The 18,478-nt window shown below is 71.7% G+C and carries 17 protein-coding genes; 9 read left to right on the top strand and 8 right to left on the bottom strand.

From position 1 onward, the window contains the following. The first annotated feature begins 29 nt into the window (after positions 1–29). The 5 genes from ACI2LY_RS21655 (at position 30) to ACI2LY_RS21635 (ending at position 4,353) form a co-directional block, all read left to right on the top strand. The gene (locus ACI2LY_RS21655) at positions 30–647 is read left to right on the top strand and encodes a TOPRIM nucleotidyl transferase/hydrolase domain-containing protein (protein WP_404708581.1); all 618 of its coding nucleotides are present in this window, start codon (positions 30–32) and stop codon (positions 645–647) included. Between the two features lie 169 nt (positions 648–816). Further along, entirely contained in the window at positions 817–1,593 is a 777-nt protein-coding gene (locus tag ACI2LY_RS21650) for a Tat pathway signal sequence domain protein (RefSeq protein ID WP_404708580.1), read from the top strand. Between the two features lie 39 nt (positions 1,594–1,632). Then, entirely contained in the window at positions 1,633–2,940 is a 1,308-nt protein-coding gene (locus ACI2LY_RS21645; RefSeq protein ID WP_404708579.1) for a copper amine oxidase, read from the top strand. 76 nt (positions 2,941–3,016) lie between these two features. After that, on the top strand, positions 3,017–3,412 hold the full coding sequence (locus ACI2LY_RS21640) for a BlaI/MecI/CopY family transcriptional regulator (protein WP_404708578.1): 396 nt from the start codon (positions 3,017–3,019) through the stop codon (positions 3,410–3,412). After that, on the top strand, positions 3,409–4,353 hold the full coding sequence (locus ACI2LY_RS21635) for a M56 family metallopeptidase (RefSeq protein WP_404708577.1): 945 nt from the start codon (positions 3,409–3,411) through the stop codon (positions 4,351–4,353). The genes ACI2LY_RS21640 and ACI2LY_RS21635 overlap by 4 nt, the downstream gene beginning before the upstream one ends. Positions 4,354–4,365: 12 nt before the next feature. On the opposite strand, the gene ACI2LY_RS21630 is transcribed toward ACI2LY_RS21635, so the two are convergent. From ACI2LY_RS21630 to ACI2LY_RS21610, 5 genes are read right to left on the bottom strand one after another with little or no spacing between them, the layout of a single operon-like run. Further along, positions 4,366–5,748, bottom strand: a complete 1,383-nt coding sequence (locus tag ACI2LY_RS21630; RefSeq protein ID WP_404708576.1) for an MATE family efflux transporter — start codon at positions 5,746–5,748, stop codon at positions 4,366–4,368. A 3-nt stretch (positions 5,749–5,751) separates the two neighbouring features. Continuing rightward, positions 5,752–6,783 (bottom strand): cysteine synthase family protein, encoded by a 1,032-nt coding sequence (locus tag ACI2LY_RS21625; RefSeq protein WP_404708575.1) that lies wholly within the window; start codon positions 6,781–6,783, stop codon positions 5,752–5,754. 38 nt (positions 6,784–6,821) lie between these two features. Continuing rightward, positions 6,822–8,141, bottom strand: a complete 1,320-nt coding sequence (locus tag ACI2LY_RS21620) for a Y4yA family PLP-dependent enzyme (RefSeq protein ID WP_404708777.1) — start codon at positions 8,139–8,141, stop codon at positions 6,822–6,824. 47 nt (positions 8,142–8,188) lie between these two features. After that, positions 8,189–9,178, bottom strand: coding sequence for an ornithine cyclodeaminase family protein (locus ACI2LY_RS21615; protein ID WP_404708574.1), 990 nt, complete (start codon positions 9,176–9,178; stop codon positions 8,189–8,191). 46 nt (positions 9,179–9,224) lie between these two features. After that, a complete protein-coding gene (locus ACI2LY_RS21610) occupies positions 9,225–10,214 on the bottom strand; it encodes a TauD/TfdA family dioxygenase (protein ID WP_404708573.1) in 990 nt (329 codons plus the stop codon). Positions 10,215–10,591: 377 nt separating this feature from the next. Between ACI2LY_RS21610 and ACI2LY_RS21605 the strand changes: the two genes are divergently transcribed. From ACI2LY_RS21605 to ACI2LY_RS21590, 4 genes are all read left to right on the top strand, one after another. After that, the gene (locus tag ACI2LY_RS21605; protein ID WP_404708572.1) at positions 10,592–12,148 is read left to right on the top strand and encodes an ABC transporter substrate-binding protein; all 1,557 of its coding nucleotides are present in this window, start codon (positions 10,592–10,594) and stop codon (positions 12,146–12,148) included. 113 nt (positions 12,149–12,261) lie between these two features. After that, entirely contained in the window at positions 12,262–13,152 is an 891-nt protein-coding gene (locus ACI2LY_RS21600; protein WP_404708776.1) for an ABC transporter permease, read from the top strand. Next, positions 13,149–13,994: an ABC transporter permease gene (locus ACI2LY_RS21595; RefSeq protein ID WP_404708571.1), complete on the top strand. Its 846-nt coding sequence runs from the start codon at positions 13,149–13,151 to the stop codon at positions 13,992–13,994. The genes ACI2LY_RS21600 and ACI2LY_RS21595 overlap by 4 nt, the downstream gene beginning before the upstream one ends. Next, positions 13,991–15,421: an ABC transporter ATP-binding protein gene (locus ACI2LY_RS21590; protein WP_404708570.1), complete on the top strand. Its 1,431-nt coding sequence runs from the start codon at positions 13,991–13,993 to the stop codon at positions 15,419–15,421. The genes ACI2LY_RS21595 and ACI2LY_RS21590 overlap by 4 nt, the downstream gene beginning before the upstream one ends. 34 nt (positions 15,422–15,455) lie before the next feature. On the opposite strand, the gene ACI2LY_RS21585 is transcribed toward ACI2LY_RS21590, so the two are convergent. From ACI2LY_RS21585 to ACI2LY_RS21575, 3 genes are all read right to left on the bottom strand, one after another. Further along, a complete protein-coding gene (locus ACI2LY_RS21585; protein WP_404708569.1) occupies positions 15,456–16,283 on the bottom strand; it encodes a hypothetical protein in 828 nt (275 codons plus the stop codon). Positions 16,284–16,485: 202 nt separating this feature from the next. Beyond that, positions 16,486–17,325 carry an ABC transporter permease gene (locus tag ACI2LY_RS21580; RefSeq protein ID WP_404708568.1) on the bottom strand — a complete coding sequence of 280 codons (840 nt, stop codon included), beginning with the start codon at positions 17,323–17,325 and terminating at the stop codon, positions 16,486–16,488. Further along, positions 17,322–18,263: an ATP-binding cassette domain-containing protein gene (locus ACI2LY_RS21575; protein WP_404708567.1), complete on the bottom strand. Its 942-nt coding sequence runs from the start codon at positions 18,261–18,263 to the stop codon at positions 17,322–17,324. Before ACI2LY_RS21575 ends, ACI2LY_RS21580 begins: the two co-directional genes overlap by 4 nt. Positions 18,264–18,478 lie beyond the last annotated feature (215 nt).

Below are 18,478 nucleotides of genomic sequence, written 5' to 3'. Positions count from 1 at the left end.
CGCGGGCGGCGAACGACCAGACTCGTGGCATGGCTGACATGGGGGCGTTCCGGGACGCGGTCACGGGGTGGGTGGCCGGGGGGTCCGGCGAGCTCGCGCGCGAGCTGGCCGATCGGCTGCCGGTCCGGGTGGTCGTGCTGCTCGAGGGGCCGAGCGACGCCGCCGCGGTCACGGCGCTGGCCGCGCGCCGGGGCCGGGACCTGGCCGCCGACGGGATCTGCGTCCTGCCGATGGGCGGGGCGATGAACGTCGGACACTTCGCCCGTCTCCTCGGGCCGCCCGGCCTGGACCTCCGCCTCACCGGCATGTGCGACGAGGCGGAGTACCGCTACTACGTCCGCGGCCTGGAGCGGGCGGGTGCCCCGCAACACGGGTTCCAGGTGTGCGTGGCGGACCTGGAGGAGGAGCTGATCCGCGCGCTGGGGGTGACCCGGGTGAAGGACCTCGTGCGCGCGGAGGGGGACCTGCGGTCCCTGGAGATCTTCCTCGGCCAGCCCGCCCAGCGGGACCGTACTCCGCGACAGCAGCTGCGGCGCTTCCTCGGCACGAAGAAGGGGCGCAAGATCCACTACGGGCGCGTACTCGCCGAGGCCCTCGACCCGGACCAGGTGCCCGCGCCGCTCGAGGGCCTGCTCGCGAGCCTGTGACCACTGGTCAGCCCCGTCCTCTCCGACCGTCTGGACGCTCCGGACAGCTGAATCGGCGTCACCAATCCGCCCACACAGGCAACGCCTCGGCAGTGGTGACCGTCTATCCGCCTGAACGCACTGTCGGCACATCAACGACATGGGGTGCCGAGTCGGACAGGAGGATCATGTGCGGCATGTCATAGAACGTCACCTAGGCAAGGTCGTGGCGGGCGGATCGCTCGCCGTGGCCGCGGGTGCCCTGCTGTTAGCCGTCACGCTCCCGGATCAACCGGAGACCGGGTTGCGCGGTGAGTCGGCCGGAACCGCGAGCCAGGACGCCGTGGCACCCGCGGGCAAGGTCGAGGCCGCGCCCGGAGAGCGGGAACACGGCGTCGGGAGCGACCCGCTCACCGACGCCGAGACCGCGCGCGCCGAGCAGATCGCGCTGCGCGGCAGCGGCATGAGCGCCGCCGCGCGGGACGTCGAGGGAGACCGCGGCCCGCAGCGCATCGCCACGAACCTCGCCGAGGACGGGACGGGCAACGGGGCCCGCCGCGCGGAGATCATCTACTACGACTACCGGGCGAACGTCACCACCACCAGGACGGTGGACCTGGGGACCGGCAAGGTCACGTCCACGACCACGGCCCGGCACGTGCAGCCACCGCCCAGCGGTGAGGAACTCACCGAGGCCGCCCGCGTGTTGATCGCCGACGCCCACGGCAAGGGCCTCAAGCAGGACTACCGGAAGGCCACCGGGAAGAACCTCACCGGACCCGCGGACCTCGACCTCAGCGGATTCGTGTTCCGCAAGGAGACCGTCGAGCGACTGCCCGCCGCCCTCGAGGCGTGCGGTGAGCACCGCTGTCTGCAGGTCGTGGCCAAGGTCAGGAACGGCCCCTGGATCGACACCCGGGCCTTCGTCGTCGACCTCAGCGCCCGCTCCGTCGGCCGTCTCGGCTGACTCCCGCTCTTCCCTCTTCGGCGAAGGAGCCGACCAGTCATGCATGTCCCGTACGGCACTCTATTCCGGCATGCCCGAAACCGGGCCGCGACGATCCTCACGGCCGTCGCCCTCCTCGGCTCACCGGTCGCCCTGGTGAGCCCCGCGGCCGCGGCCCCCGCCGCTCCCGCCCCGGCCGACTGCAGCACCGCGTACAAGATCGAGCAGACCCTCGACGGCGGCACCACCTGGCGCATGTGCTGGCACTACAACACGCTCTCCGGCCTGATCCTGGACAAGGTCGGCTACCAGCCCAAGGGCGAGGCCAAGCCCATCCGCGTCCTCGCCAGCGCCCGCCTCGCCCAGGTCCATGTGCCCTACGACGACGGCGACGCGGAGTACGACGACGTCACCGGCACCGACTTCGGACAGCAACTGCAGAAGCTGCGCCCCGACGAATGCCCCGGCGGCACCATCAAGTCCGTCAAGGTCCCCGACCGGGGCACCGTCGCGGGCCTGTGCGTCACCACCCGCGCCCGCGGGCACGCCTACCGCCTCAACAACGACGCCAGCACCAACGGCAACGGTCACCTGTACACGGCCCAGGGCAAGGACCTGCTCGTCTACACCGTCAACAAGGCGTCCTGGTACGAGTACATCACCGAGTGGCGCTTCGCCTCCGACGGCACCATCAGCTCCAACGTCGGTGCCACCGGCAGCCTTTCGCCCTACGACTTCGACGGCGGCGACACCCGGGGCTGGCCCATCGGCAAGGGCGCCCAGGCCAAGGCCGAGAGCCACGCCCACAACGTGTTCTGGCGGCTGGACTTCGGCCTGGACGGCTCCACCAGGACCAAGGCCGAGCAGTACGACTCCAAGGTCACCCCGCCGAGCGGCCGCGGCAGCCCGACCACCACCACCCGCCGCACGCCGATCACCAAGGAACTCAGCGGCGACCGCACCGACATGCGCTGGTGGCGCGTGGTGAGCACCGCGGGCAAGAACAAGGACGGCCACCCCCGTTCCTACGAGATCGTGCCCGGCGCCAGCCAGAAGCACCCCGGGCGCCCGTACACCCGGCACGACGTGTTCTTCACCCAGTACAAGGCGTGCGAGCAGTACGCGAGCAACAATCCGGGGTGCCCGAACGGCAGCCCCGCCAGCGTGGACAAGTTCGTGAACGGGGAGACGCTGACCCACCCGATCACCTGGGTGAACATCGGCTTCCACCACATCGCCCGGGACGAGGACCAGCAGCCGATGCCGGTGCACTGGCAGGGCTTCTCCCTCTCCCCGCGTGACGTGACCGCCATGAACCCGCTCACCCCACGCGACCTGGCCGGACAGAACGGCCATCCCCACACCTGAGGTCGGCGGGGGAGGGCGGTCGACGGGGCGGTACGTTGGCTGTCTGAAAATCTGCGTGCCCAAGGACGGGGAGAGAATGCCGGACAAGCGTCGGGAGGAGAGGCGGGCCCACGGCGAGCTGGCCGCTGACGTGCTGGCGGTGCTGTGGGAGGCCGGTAGGCCGCTGACCGCGCAGGAGGTCAACACGGCGCTCGACAAGGGGCTGGCCAGGACGACCATGGCCACCACCCTGACCCGCCTCTTCGAGAAGGGCGTCCTGCGCCGTACCCCGGCGGGACGCGGCTTCGCGTACGAGCCGGTGGAGGACGCGGCGGGCCTGGTCGCCGACCGGATGCGCCGCGAACTGGAGAGCGAGCCCGCCCGCGATCTGGTCCTGAAGCGGTTCGTGTCCTCCCTGTCCGAGGACGACGAGGAGACGCTGCGCCGCCTGCTGCTCGAGGCCGAGTCAGGGGCAGAGGCAGAACCCGAGTGACCTGGGTACTGGCCTTGGTCGTGCTGGCCCTGGGGTTTCCCTGGGGCGCCGCCCTGGTCGCCCGGCGTCTGGCCCTGGTGCTTCCGCCCCGTGAGGCGTCCTGGGCGTTGACGGGTGCGGCGCTCCTCCTGGCGGGCGGCACGACCGCGGCGCTGGTCGGTCTGTTCCACGTACCGTTCCTCGCCGCCCTGGAGCGGATGCCCCTGGCCCAGGTCCTGACGGAGTGGCCGGCCGCGGTGCCGTTCGCCGGTACGGCGGGTGCGGTCCTGCTCGTCCAGGCCGTGCTGCTGGTCCGCCGGTGGGCGCGACAGCGTGCGCTGCTGCGGCGGGCCTGGCAGCTGGCCGGTGAAGGGACGGGGGACGGGGACCTGCTGGTGATCCCGGCCGCCGACGTGGACGCTTTCGCGCTCCCCGGGTACCGGGGGCGGCCCGGCCGGGTCGTGATGACCTCCGGGACGGTGCGGACGCTGAAGGCGGGCGAGCGCGAGGTGCTGCTCGCGCATGAGCGGGCGCATCTGGCCGGGCGCCATCACCTGCTGTCGGCGGTGGTCGACCTCGCCACCGTCGTCCACCCGGCGCTCCGGGGGCTGCGCGCATCGCTCGCCTTCCACCTGGAGCGGTGGGCGGACGAGGCAGCGGCCCGCGCCGTGGGAGACCGGCGGATCGCCGCCGCGGCCATCGCACGGGCGGCCCTGGCGGGCTCGTCCCACCGCCGTGGCGGCACCTATCCGCTGCTGTCGGCGGCGAACGGGCCCGTCCCACGACGTGTCGAGGCACTCCTCCGCCCCGAGCCGACGCCCCCGCGCGGGCGCGCCCGGCAAGCCACCGCTGTCGCCCTCGCGGGAACCGTGGTGGTCACGGCGGTGGCGGCTCTCGGGCTGGCCTATGGACTGCACGAGTATGTGGAGTACGCGGCACGGCAGTTGATCGCCGCGCGGTAGGGCCGCCGGGTGTCACGTGACGGGCTGGACCTGCGTCGCGGTGAGCGCGGTGTCGTAGCGGCGCAGCAGGAGCAGGGCGGTCGCGGCCAGGCCGGTGAGGAGGCCGAGCCAGATTCCCACCGTCTCCAGATGCAGGGTGAAGGCGAGGAGCCATGCGGCGGGCAGGCCGATGGCCCAGTAGCCGATCACGGTGATACGGAAGCCGCTCCTGGTGTCGTCCAGACCCCGCAGCAGACCGACGCCGATGTTCTGGGCGCAGTCGAAGAACTGCAGGAAGGCCGTGACGACCAGCAGCTGGGTGGCGATGGTCATGGCCTGGGCGGAGCCGTTCGCCAGGAACGGGGCCAGGACGACGCGGGGCAGGGTGAGGTAGACGAGGCCGACGGCGGTCATGACCGTGGCGGCGCAGGCCAGGGCGGTGTTCCTGATGCGGCGGGCGCCGTCGTGGTTGCCGAGGGCCAGTTCGCGGCTGACGTTGATGGACGCGGCGTGCGAAAGGCCCACGGCGACCTGGAAGACGAGGTAGACGAGCTGGTTCACGGCGGTGTGCGCGGCGAGGGCGGCCGGACCGAAGGAGCCCGCCATCAGCGCCGTGACGGAGAAGAACCCGGCCTCGGAACCGTAGGTGGCGGCGATGGGGATGCCCAGGCCGAGCAGCCTCTTGACGGTGGCGCCGTCCGCCCGGGTGATGTCGAGGGTGAGGAGCGGCGCCAGCTCGGCGTCCCTCCGCGCGGCGAGGAACAGGGCGAGGAAGGACAGCGCGTAGACACCGGAGGTGGCGATGCCGACGCCGGTCAGACCGAGCTGAGGCAGGCCCAACAGTCCATGAATGAGGACCCAGTTGAGCCCGGCGTTCACCGCGATGGAGGCGAGGGTGATCCGCAGGAGTGCCTGGGGGCGGCGCATGCCGACGGTGAACTGGCGTATCGCCTGGAACCACAGACAGGGCAGCAGGCCGGGGGCGAGGGCGTAGAGCATCGTCCGGGCCAGGTCGACGACCTCGGCTTCCTGCCCGAGCAGGGACAGCGCCCGGCCGACGAGGATCATCACGAGCGCCCCGGCGACACCGGCCAGGGTGGCGACCATCATGCTCGCCCGGAGGATGCCCCGGACCTTCGCCGCTCCCTCGTCGGCGTCGCCCGGTGACGCCTGTTCGCTCCGGGCGGCCGCCGCGGCGATCTGGTTGCCGACGGAGGTGACCAGGCCGACGCCCATGGTGCGGATCTGGTTGAAGATGACGATGGCGAGGCCACCGGCCGCGAGTTCGGTGGTGCCCAGCAAGCCCATCATCACCGTGTCGGTGGTCGTCAGGGCGACCTGCGCGAGTTGGGTGAGGACGAGGGGTACGGCGAGAGCACCGAGCGCGCGGCTGTCGCGGAGGAGGTTCGTCAGCACGGGTCACCGGTTCCCGCGGAGCTTGCCGAGCTGTTCGTCCACCGCGCGTTCGACGTCGGGGGCGAGGAGGTCACGCTCGGCCATCCAGTCGTCGTCGAAGACGGTGTCCAGGTACTTCTCCCCGCCGTCGTTGATCAGCGCGACCATGGTGGTGCCCGGCGGCAGCGAAGGCAGCCGGTTCAGCGCCTCGTGCACGACGCCCCCGGCGGAGCCGCCGATCAGCAGGCCGGTCCGGGCGACCGAGCGGCAGGTGGCGAAGGCTTCGACATCACCGACCTTGACGCCCTCGTCGATCAGGTCGAAGTCGACCAGGGCGCCGATCTCCGCGCCCTCGGGGGTGCCCGTCCCGGACTGGAAGTAGTCGTGGGCCGGTCCGCCGAACGCGATCGATCCCTTGGGCTCGACACCGATGGTCGTGAAGCCGGTGATGAGCTTGGCGAGTTCACGCCCCGTGCCGCACAGGCCGCCCCCGGTGCCGACGGCCCCGATGAGCACGTCGAGATCGCCGTCCAGGGCTGCGGCCAGCTCGTGCGCGACGGAGAAGTAGCCGACCGCGTTGGCGGGATTGTTGTGCTGCTCGGTGAAGACGGCGTTGTCCTCGTCCCGTGCCATGTCCTCGGCGAGTTCTTCACGGGCCGCGGTGTGGAGCTCTCCGCCGTCGTTGTCGGCGTCCACGTAGACGAGTTCGGCGCCCAGGGCCTTCATGGCGCGCAGCTTGTCGGCGGCGGCGTGATGGTCGACGACGGCGGTGAACGTGTAACCCCGCTCGGCCGCGATCACCGACAGACCGAGGCCCGTGTTGCCGGAGGTGGATTCGATGATCCGCCCGCCGGTACGCAGCTCTCCCGCCGCCTCCGCGGCGTCGATCATGGCGCGGGCCATACGGATCTTCGCGGTGCCGGTGGGGTTGAACATCTCCAGCTTCAACAGCAGGCGGCTGCCGGTCTCGGTGGCGGCGAGTTCCAGCAGCGGGGTGCGGCCGATCAGGTCGGACACACGGGAGACGACGGCGGGGCGCTCAAGGGCTCCGGACATCAAGGGGCTCCTGACAGGGGGGCGGGGAGGACGGCGGGTCAGCTGAAGTGACGGTCGAATCGCCAGCGTGGCCGGACCTGATCGACGCGGTCGATGACGACCTTGGGCGGCAGCGGCAGGTCGTGGAAGGGGGACTCGTTGGAGTCCATCTGGTACCCGGCCGTGTTCGGGTAGAGCAGGAGATCCCCGACGCGGGGTGGCTGCGGAAAGGCGATCTTGCGCCAGGTGAGCATGTCCGACTCCAGGCAGGTCGCGGCGCCCACGCTGGCCGGGAACACCCCGGCAGTGCTGCCCCGTCGGTGAGGGATCAGCTGCGGATCGGGGAGGTACTCGCTGTTGAACCACTGCTCGGACAGGCTCAGGCTGGTGCCGTCGACCGTAAGGAGCTGGTAACCGTCGCGGTCCTTGACGCCCTGGATGCGGAAGACAGTGGCGCCCGCCTGGTCGAGCAGGGCCCGCCCGGGTTCGAGGAGCAGCTCGATGCCCGCCTCGCGGATCACCTCGGCGAGCGTGCTCGCGGAACCTTCCGGGCGCGTCGCGAGGAGTGCGCGCAGCGCGTCGGGGCCCGCGACGGGGGAGTGGTAGGGGTAGAAGTCCCCGACGCGGAAAGCCTTTTCGGCGTGGTAGTGGGCGGGGCGCTGGGTCCCGAGGAAGGCGTGCCAGCTGTCGGCGTCGGTGTAACTGACTGGCAGACCACCGCCGATGGACACGCGGTCGGCCTCCTCGAGCCCCATCCCCCGCGCCTTCCGGCACTGTTCGACCAGGCGTGCGGCGAGATCGGCGCGCGGCTGGAGGGCGTAGCCGGACAGATGGAAGCTGAAGCCCTCCATCCGGATCGCGTCCCCGGCCTCCAGACACCGTTTCAGGGCGGTGGTCAGCTCGCTCTCGCTCATGCCGAACCGCGAGTGCGGCTGAGCGTCGGGAAGGACGCGCAGCATTACGCGGGCAGGGCGTTCACGGCCCGCCAGGGCCAGGGAGATCACCTGGTCCAGCTCGTCGAGGGCCTCCACGGCGATGGTCGCGCCGTGCGTGACGGCCAGGCGCAGCAGCACGGGGTCCTTGGCGGGGCCGGTGACCATGAGGTGTTCGCCGCGTACCCCGTGGCCGAGCGCTTCCCGTAGTTCGGCGGCGGAGGCGACGTCGACCCCGGCGCCACCGGCGGCGGCGCGTTCGACGAAGACGGCCGCCTTGTTGGCCTTCTTCGCGTAGTAGACGAAGCCGTCCACGTCGGCGTCGGCGAGGGCGTCCCGCAGGGCGGTGAGGTTCGCGGTGAAGGCGTCGGGCAGCAGGAGGTGGAACGGGCCGTCCAGCGCGTGGGCGAGTTCGCTGACCAGGCCGCTGGCCACGACCTTGCTCATGGCCGGATCGGGCAGCGCGGGGAGGGCCGGCCAGGAAGTGGCGGTGATCACTTCCACAGCCGTAGCTCCGTCCCGAGACCCTGCTCGATGGCGAGTTGTGCGAAGCGGTGGCCGAGGGCGATGTCGGTGACGACCAGGCCGCTGTTGTAGGCGAAGACGCGCTGCCCGGTGGCGGTACGGGCCTTGGAGACGCCGGAGATGATGGCCGGAAGCTCCAGGTCGACGGCCGGTAGCTTGCCGTCCGCGTCGGCCATGTCGGTGCCGGTGATGTGCATCTGGGCCTCGCTGGTGGCGATGACCCGGTCGGCCTGGTGCAGGGTGGAGGGGGCCAGGCCGTGGCCGACGAGGATCGTAGTGGCGCCGGGCTTGAGCCAGCCCGCCTGGACGGCGGCGGGTGTGTGGCCGCCCGCGGTCGCGATGATCACATCGGCTGCGCGGGCGGCGGCCCTGAGGTCGGCGACGACTTCCACGTCACGGCCGGGGAAGCGGCGGGCGAGTTCGGCGCGGACGGCGGCGATGCCGTCGGGGTGGGTGCCGGACAGCAGCAGGCGGTCCAGCCGGGGCAGGGCGGTCAGTAGGAACGGCAGCGCGAGTCGGCCCTGGGTGCCGGTGCCGATCACCAGTGCCGTCGAGGCGTCCGGGGTCGCGCACTCGCGGGCGAGGAGCGCGGAGACGGCCGGGGTTCGCAGGGAGCCGACGCGGGAGCAGTCCATCATCGCGATCGGCAGGCCGGTGACATCGTCGTAGAGGGTCAGCGTCGTGTAGTAGTGCTGCCGCTCGCGGCTCTCGTGCAGTCCGTGCTTGTACGAGGTCTTGACCGCGACGACCTCGCGGACGCCGTCACGGCCGAGCATCGCGTACGCGACGGAGTGGCCGTCGGCGGGCTTGACCGTGAGCTTGCGCGGGTTGTCCGACCTGCCCGCCGCCAGGGTGCGGTAAGCCTGTTCGACGGTCTCGAGGACGTCGGTCAGGGAGATGTCCAGACCGGCGAGGTCACTGGTGGACAGTACGCGCAGGGTGGTGTCGTCCCGGTCCATGAAGGTGCCTTTCGAACGTGGTGGGGCGTCGGATGGGACAGGCTGGTCAGACGGGCCAGGCGGTGAGGACGGCCTGCCCGTAGCCGTGTTCGTCGCGCTCGGCCGCGGGGCGGGTCGGACGGTCCTCGACCCGGGCGGAGGCGCGCTTGAGCCAGCGGTCGGTGCCGTCGTAGCGCGCCCGGAAGGGCACCCGCCCGTGGACGACGACGTCGTTGTCCACGACCAGGACGTCACCGGGCTCCAGGCTCACCGCGACGGACACGCGGGCCAGCTCGTCCTCCAGCCGCCGGTACGCCGCACGCCACGCGCTGTCCGCTTCGTCCAGCGGGGTGTAGGCGGGGTCGAACCGCATGGTCGGACCGTCGGGGGTGTCGAAGAGGGTCGGCACCGGCGCGGGCCGCCCGGCGAACCGCCGCGCCTCCGCATAGGCGTCGTCGGGCAGGATCGGCAGGACCGGGCGCTTGAGCAGTGCCAGGTCCGCCGAGGCGAGGGCGGTGCGGCGGATGCTGGCCGCGGTGGTGGCGATGTGGTCGTGGTTGCGCATGCAGCACAGCAGGAGCAGATGCGCGCGGCCGGGGTGGAAGGCGTCCTCGGTGTGCGGGGTGAGCAGCACGTCGCTGGAGGCGCCGGTCTGTTCGCTCTCGTGCCCGGGCGAGGGAACGATGTTGTGGACGAACCGGCCGTCCTGCTGGCCCTCCCAGGCGATCGGGGTGCCCATCAGCGTGGCGACGAGCAGCAGGACCACGTCCCACAGCGCGCCCGCGTCGCCGACGCTCGACCAATGATCGGGAGTGGGGCCGAGTTCGGTGTCGTCCGGGTGCAGTCCGCGCAGGACGAACAGCCCGTCGGTGGTGTCCACCGGGCGCAGCGCGTGCCGTACGGCGTCGGAGAGTCGAGCGCACGCGTCGGGCAGGGCGGCCAGGAGTCGGGGCGAGGTCGGGGAACCGTGGGCGGCCAGCAACGTGGCCGCGACGGTGGTCAGTTCGGCTGCGGCGGCATCGTCGAGAGGGCGTACCGGTGCAGGGCAGATGGGCACGGGGGCACCTTCCAGGGCAGGGCGGAGCGGAGCGCGGGCATGCGGCATCGCCGCATCGGCTCGGAAGCGGGGGAGGGGGGGAACACGGCCGGACATTGCGCGGCTCGGGGCGCCGCCGGACACCAGGGAAGGTAGCGCCGCCGACTTGGTGAGGCAACCCTAACCTGCCGGATCGACTACATCAACGTAGTCTCTTTTTTGGCTGCCTGGCAGTGATCTGACGTGTCGTCAAAATGCTTGCTGAGCAGGCAAATTGAGGAGCCGACGACATGTTCCAGTGTCCCCGGTGGCGGCCGGAGGTGGCTTGCGGAGTCTGACTCGATTGGGTTAGGTAACCCTAAGAACGACCAAGTGATCACCCGAGACGAGGACCAGACGTGGGCGTCACCAGACGACAGTTGCTGTGGGCCGGTACAGGCGTGGGAGCGGCCGGACTTCTCGCGGCCTGCGGTGGCGGCGGCGACGGTTCCGCACCCATCGCGGACTCCGACGGAGCGGGCGGACCCCGCACCGGAGGCACGCTGCGCGTCGGGGCGCTGGGGCATGCGAGCGCGATCACCCGTGACCCGCACGGCACCCAGGCCAACGAGAGCGACTACCTGATCCTCGCCCTCGTCTTCGACACCCTCACGGTGCCGGGCGCCAAGGAGAACACCGCCCCGCGGCTCGCCGCGTCGTGGGAGCCGTCGCCGGACCTGAAGACGTGGACGTTCAAGGTGGCCCAGGGCGCCGTGTTCCACGACGGCACTCCGGTGACCGCCGACGACGTGGTGTGGTCGCTGAAGCGGCTGCGCGGCACCCCCTCCGGCGCGGCCCGCCTGCCAGGCATCCAGGCCCAGAACATCAGCGCCAAGGGCACCGACACGGTCGTGGTCGTCTCCGACTACCCCAACGCCGACTTCCCCCTCATGACCCGCTTCTCCTCCTTCGTGCTGAAGAAGGACACCAGGGACGCGGACATCGCCAAGGCGCCCGGCACCGGACCGTTCAAGCTGGACTGGTTCCGGGGCGGCAACGCCCGCCTGGTGCGCAACGACAACTGGTACGGGCCCGCCGTGCACCTCGACGCCATCGAGGTCACCATGTTCGAAACCCTGCAGGCGATGGCGAACGCCCTGCTCGCCGGGCAGATCGACCTCGCCTCCAACGCCGGTGCCGTCGCCGCCCGAACCGCCGCTTCCCGCAAGGACGTCCAGGTACTGCGCCGTCCGAACGACATGGCGATGCCCCTCGTCATGCGCACCGCCGAGGGCAGCCCCTTCGCAGACGACCGGGTACGCGAGGCGATGCGCCTGGTCGTGGACCGCGAGGCGATGGTCAAGCAGGTCCTGTCCGGCTACGGCACCGTCGCCAACGACATCCTCGGCACCGGCGACCCGGACTACGCCAAGGACATCCCCCAGCGCGCCCGCGACCTGGCCAGGGCCAAGCGGCTGCTGAGGGACGCGGGCTTCGACCTCTCCCAGACCTACGACCTGGTCACCACCGAGGACATCTCCGGCCTCGCCGACTCGGCGACCCTGTTCGCCAACCAGGCCCGCGAGGCCGGGATCAAGATCAAGGTCGTCAAGCAGGAGTCCGGCGCCTTCTGGGAGAAGACCTGGAAGTCCGGCGACTTCTACACCAGTTACTGGGGGACCAACGACTCGGTCGTCTTCTTCGCCTCCAAGACCATGGTCAGCGAGGCGGGCCAGAACGAGGCAGGCTGGGACGACTCCGGGTTCGACACCGCCTACCGCCAGGTCATCGGCAGCGGCGACCCGAAGAAGCGCGCCGCCGCGCTGCGGAACCTCCAGCAGATCGAGCACGACCGCTCCGGCTACCTGCTGTGGGGCATGGCCGACGGCATCGACCTCGCCGCCGCCAAGGTGCGGAACCTGCCCAAGCTGCCCGGCTACGGCCGCGTCCAGCTCGAAGGCGTGTGGTTGCGTTGAGCCGGACGGCCGGGAGCGCCCCGGTGACCGCCGCGACCCCGGGGGCGGTCACCGCGCGCCGGGCCGGGAGCATCGCCGTACGCGTCGCGGGAACGGCCGCCCGCCGTCTCCTCATGCTCGTCGTGCTGCTCGCCCTGGTGTTCGCGGCCGTCGAGCTGCTCCCGGGGGACGCGGCCGGGGCCGCCTCCGAGCGCGGGGAGAGCGCGGCCGACCTCGCCGCGCGCCGCCACCTGCTGGGCCTGGACCGGCCAATGTGGGAGCGGTTCGCCGACTGGATGACCGCACTGCCCACCGGCGACCTCGGCACCTCCGCCCGTGGACAGAAGGTCACCGACCTGCTGGCCGATCCGCTGCCCAACACGCTCGTCCTCGCGGTGAGCGCGTTCATCCTCACCGTGGTGCTCTCCCTGCTCCTGGGCTGCTGGGCCGCCGCACGCCCCGGCCGCCCGAGCGACCGGATCATCTCGCACACCTCGACGGCCGCCTTCGCGCTGCCGGAGTTCGTGGTCTCCGCCGTGCTGCTGCTGGTGCTGTCCCAGTGGACGGGCTGGCTCCCCGCGGTCACCGTGACCGGCGGCGACGGCAAGCCCGCCGACTGGACCATGCTGATCATGCCGGTGCTCGCCCTGGTCATCCCGCAGACCGGCTGGAACGCCCGCGTCGTACGCGGCGCCCTGGCCGACCAGGCGTCGACCCCGCATGTCGAAGCCGCCCACTTCGACGGCCTGCCGCCGCGCCGGGTCCTGCTGCACCACCAACTGCCCGGCGCGATCCCGGCCATCGCCACCGGGCTCGCCACCTCCGCCGGCCTGCTGTTCGGCGGAGCGGTCGTGGTGGAGACCCTGTTCAACTACCCCGGCGTCGGCAGCGTCCTGGCCGGAGCGGTCGCCGCCCGCGACACCCCGCTGATCGCCGGGGTCGTCATGTGCGCCGGAGCCGTCATCAGCCTCGTACTCCTGGCCGCCGACCTCGTCCGCCACGCCACGCTGGGAGTCCGCGCATGACCGCCGCCCTGCCCGTGGCCGCACCCCGGCCCTCCCGCCGGGCGAGGACCACGACGCTCGTGGCCACGGCCGCACTGCCCCTGCTGCTCTCGCTCGGCGGACCGCTCGCCGCCCCGCACCGCGTCGACACCCCCGTCACCGCACCGTTCGCCGCCCCCGGTGACGGCGCCCTCCTGGGTGGGGACCAGCTCGGGCGGGACGTGCTCAGCCGCGTCCTGCACGGCGGTACCCCGCTGATCCTCGGCGCCCTGCTCGTCGCCGTCGTCACCACCGTCGCCGCCGTGCTGACCGGCTGTCTCGCCGTGCTGCGGCCCGCGCTGGGCAGGGCGGTCGAACGCTGCGCGGACGTCGCGATCCTCCTGCCGCCCCTGCTCGGCATCATGCTCATCGCGCTGGCCTGGCCCGGTGGTGGACGCTGGGCGGTGCTCGCCGCCGCCGTGATCCTCGGAGTGCCGTACGCGGTACGGGTCGTCGCCGCCGCCGCTGCCCCGCTCGCCACGGCAGGCTACGTCGAAGCCGCCCTGGCACGCGGCGAGTCCACCCCGTACATCGCGCTGCGCGAGATCCTGCCCAACCTCCGCGCCACCGTGCTCACCCTGTTCGGACTCCGGTTCGTCGAAGCCGTCTACGTCATCTCCATGGCCGGGTTCCTCCAGATCGGCCCCCAGCCACCCGCCTCCGACTGGTCGCTGATGGTCCGTGAGAACGCCCCCGGCATCCTCCTCAGCCCCTGGGCCGTGCTCGCCCCCAGCCTGGCCATCGCCCTGCTGGCGATCACCGTCAACCTGGTCACGCTCTCCCTGGCCCCCGACACCACGGCGAAGACGGTGACCCGCTCATGAACACCCTTGCCCCTGCCGCCGTCTCCCTGTCCGGCTTCTCCGTACGGATGCCCGACGGCCCCGTCCTCCTGCCCGCCACCACGGCACAGCTCCACGCCGGACAGGTCACCGCCCTCATGGGCGCCTCCGGGTCCGGCAAGACCACCCTGCTGCGCGCGCTCATCGGCCATCTCCCCGCGGGCGCCACCGCCACCGGAAGCCTCGACGTCCTCGGCCGCAGCCCCCACCAACTGCCGCCCGAGGAACTGCGCGCCCTGCGCCGCACCACGGTCGCCTACGTCGGCCAGGACCCCGGCTCCGCCCTCGACCCGCGCATGACCGTGCGCCGCCTGGTCGCCGAACTCGCCACCGACCCACGCGAGGAAAAGATCCTGGACCTGCTCGCCGAATGCCGCCTCCCCGTGGACACGGGAATCGCCGGGCGCAGACCCACCGCCCTGTCCGGCGGCCAGCAACGGCGGGTCGCGCTCGCCCGCGCACTGGCCCGCGCCCCGAGGGTCCTCCTCCTGGACGAGCCCACCGCCGGACTCGACACCGCGCTGCGCGACGAGATCGCCCACCTGCTGCGTCACCTGGCGACCAGCCGTGACCTCGCCGTCGTCATCGCCACCCACGATCCGCACCTCGTGAGAACCTGCGCGGACCACACCATCCGGCTCACCCCGAAGACGTCGCCCACCCCTCGTGCGCGCCCGGCCGCACCCACGGCCGATCCGGGCACTGGCGGTCTCGCCGCCCGCGCGATCGACGCCTCCTTCGGCCGCACCGGGCGCCCCGTCCTGAGCGGCGTCGACTTCAGCGTGGCACCCGGCGCTGCCACGGCCATCGTCGGGCCCTCCGGCTCCGGCAAGACCACCCTGCTGCGGGTGCTGGCCGGACTCCACCCCACCCACACCGGGCACCTCACCCTCGACGGCCGCCCCCTCGCCTCCCACGTGCGCCGTCGCAGCCGGGAGCAGCAGCGCCGCGTCCAACTCGTCCCGCAGAACCCGCTGGCCGCGCTCAACCCCCGGCACACCGTCGGCCGACAGCTCACCCGCCCCCTGCGCCTGCACACCGACCTGCCCGAGAGCGCCCGCCCCGAGCGGGTCACCGAACTCCTGGCCCAGGTCGGCCTCCCCGCCGACTACGCGGGCCGTCACCCCGGCGAGCTGTCGGGCGGACAGCGCCAACGGGTCTCCATCGCCCGCGCCCTGGCCGCCGGACCCGACATCCTGCTCTGCGACGAGGTCACCTCCGCCCTCGACCCCGACACGGCCGAGGCCATCATGGATCTCCTCACCCGCCTGCGCGGCGAGCACCGGATCACCCTGGTCATCGTCTCCCACGAACCCGACCTGGTCGCCCGCTACACCGACACGGCCCACCTCCTCGAAGCGGGCCGTATCACGGCCACCGGCCCGACCACCGCACTCCTGTCGGTGTAGGGCTCGGCGCCGAGGAGCGGGCCCCGGGGCACGTTCACGCTCGGTCCGCGCCGGGCTCCCGGACCGTCCGCCGACCCCCGGTGTCCCGGCGGGACACCGTCAGATAGCCCACGAAACCGAGGATCGCCAGCGTCCAGGACAGCGTGACCGGGCCGACACCCCAGCCGAGCCCGCCGTGGGCGTGGGACGCGGCCATCCAGTCGGCGATCGACGCGCCGAGGGGGCGGGTCAGCACGTACGCAGACCAGAACGCGGTCACCGCGCCGAGGAGACCCATGCGGTGCGCGACGGCCGGGACCGCGATCGCCACCGCGAACAGAGCGGTCGAGCCCAGGTAGCCCAGACCGGAGGACGCCGTGAGGTCTCCCGCCGCGGTACCCAGGGCGAAGGTGGCGAGAACGGCCGCCCAGTAGAAGGTCTCGCGGCGGCGGGTCCGGATGGCGTGGATCGACAGGGTGCGCTCGCGGGCATGCCACAGCGCGAAGACCGCGCCCAGGGCGACGACGAACAGGGGAGTGGACAGGGCGTAGGGGACGCCGAGAGCGACGTGGAGAACGTCGGCGGTCATCGTGCCGAACACGCTGACCATCACGATCGCCGTCCAGTAGACCCAGGCCACGTACCGGCGTACGGCGAACTGGAGGACGAGTGAGGCGGTGAAGGCCAGACCGCCGAGGGCCACGGCCGGGACCGGTCCGAGCAGACGGGCCAGGAAGTCGGACGCGGTTTCGCCCATGCCGGTGGTGAGAATCTTGACGATCCAGAAATAGACGGTCACCTCGGGCACTTTGTTCGCACGCTCGGCCATGCGGGCGCGAGTACGGGAGGAAGGCCGGTGGCCGAGGACATGCTCTGTGCTCATGATCCGCACCTTCGCATGCCCAACTGTGCTGTTCCCAGGCCCCTTTGCCGTTGCTTTGGGAATTCCGGTGCAGGTATTTCCCCGCGTTCACCCGAACCTGATCACAACCTGAAAGGTGCGGCGGGAATTACGGTCGGCGCCAGGAATGGCTGCTATGAAAGGCAGTTTCACCCGCTCCGCGTCTCCGCCGCACTTCTCATCCCTACGCGTCGGTGTGCGTCAGGCGGTACGCGGCACCGGCCAGCGCGAGCGTGGTCCAGGCGAGGAGGACCAGGAGACCGGCGCCGGGGGTCAGCGTGGTGGCGTCGTGGGTCAGGGCGGAGATCGACGCGCCCGCGTTGCCGGGGAGGTAGGGGCTGATGCCGTCGCGCCAGGAGTTCGGCAGCAGGGTGATCAGGCCCGGGATCAGCGTCAGCGCGGCGATCAGGACCGAGATGGCGCCCGCCACGGAGCGCAGCAGCGCACCCAGGGCGGCCCCGATCACGCCGACCAGGCACAGGTACAGCCCGGCGCCCAGCAGACTCCGTACGACGCCCGGGTGTGAGAAGCCCATGGCGCCGGGCGTACCGGCGACGATCCGGCTGCCGAACAGGAAGGCCACGAACACCCCGGCCGTCGCGATGACCAGCGAGACCAGTCCGGTCACGGCCGCCTTGGACCACAGCACCGGGAGCCGACGCGGTACGGCGGCCAGCGTCGAGCGGATCATGCCCGTGGAGTACTCCCCGGCCGTGACCAGTACCCCGAGGACGCCCAGCGCCAACTGGGCGAAGTTCGTGCCGAAGAGCGACAGGCCCACCGCGTTCTGCCGGGCGAAGTCCTGGTTCATGTGCCCGGAGCCGATCTCGGACCGGTAGCGGAACGCGGCGATCAGCCCGAAGCCGACGACGAACAGCAGGCTCAGCCCGAGGACGATCCAGGAGGAGCGCAGCGAGAAGAGCTTGGCCCACTCCGAGGCGAGGACGCGTCGTCCGGTCACCCGGTAGGCGGGACGGCCGCTCGCGGCGGGCGGTGCCTCGGTGGCCGCGGTGAGGGTGCTCACGCGGGCCCCCCGGCGGACGCGACGGCCTCGGCCCGGATGCCGTGATATTCGACGGCGTCCCTGGTCAGTTCCATGAATGCCTCCTCCAACGAGACCTGACGGGTGTGCAGTTCGAAGAGGGCGATCCCGTGCTCGGCCGCTCGCAGGCCGATGTCGCGCGCCGACAGCCCGGTCACCTGAAGCTCCTCCGTACCGGCCTCTCCGGTGATCTCCACGCCCGGCCCCGCCAGCACGTCCCGCAGTCGCGCGGGGTCCTGGGCGGCCACCCGCACGGTGTTGCCGCCCGCCTCGCGCACGAGCTCCCGCACGGTCGTGTCGGCCAGCAGTCGGCCACGTCCGACGACGATCAAGTGGTCCGCCACCAGCGCCACTTCGCTCATCAGGTGCGATGACACGAACACCGTGCGCCCTTCAGACGCGAGCGACGTCAGCAGGTTGCGAATCCAGAGCACCCCCTCCGGGTCCAGCCCGTTGACGGGCTCGTCCAGCATCACCGTCCGGGGGTCGCCCAGCAGCGCCGCGGCGATGCCGAGCCGCTGTCCCATGCCCAGCGAGAAGGCACCGGCCCGCTTCCCGGCCACGCTGCCGAGACCGGTGAGGCCGATGACCTCGTCGACGCGGCGGCGGGGGATGCCGTGGGTGAGCGCCAGCGCCCTGAGATGCTGGTAGGCCGAGCGGCCCGGGTGGATCGACCTGGCCTCCAGGAGGGTGCCGACCTCCTGGAGCGGCGCCCGGTGCCGGTCGTACCGGCGCTCGTTCACCGTGACGCTGCCGCTCGTGGGGGCGTCCAGCCCCACGATCATGCGCATGGTCGTGGACTTTCCCGCGCCGTTGGGTCCCAGGAAGCCGGTCACGGAACCTGGCCTCACCACGAAGTCCAGGCCGTCCACGGCGGTTTTCTCGCCGTATCTCTTGCTGAGTTGCCGAGCTTCGATCATCGGTCCGCTGCCTCTCTGCTCGCGTGCGACGCATTCCTCGCCGTCTTGGAGGTCGCCCAAGAATTGCCACGTCGATCGGCGAATGAACGCGAGACTCACGGGGCTTGGCCGAGATATTCAGGTCGCTGTCATGTCGCGGGGCTTGCTTTTCCGCCTTTTGGACGCGTCCAGCGGAATGCACGGTCACACGCGGTGGTCAGGATCTGTTCAGGCGG

The sequence above is a fragment of the Streptomyces sp. NPDC002176 genome (assembly GCF_044903645.1).
Lineage (GTDB): Bacteria > Actinomycetota > Actinomycetes > Streptomycetales > Streptomycetaceae > Streptomyces.
Note: the sequence above shows the minus strand (reverse complement) of the source record. Positions and strands in the feature narration are given on the sequence as shown.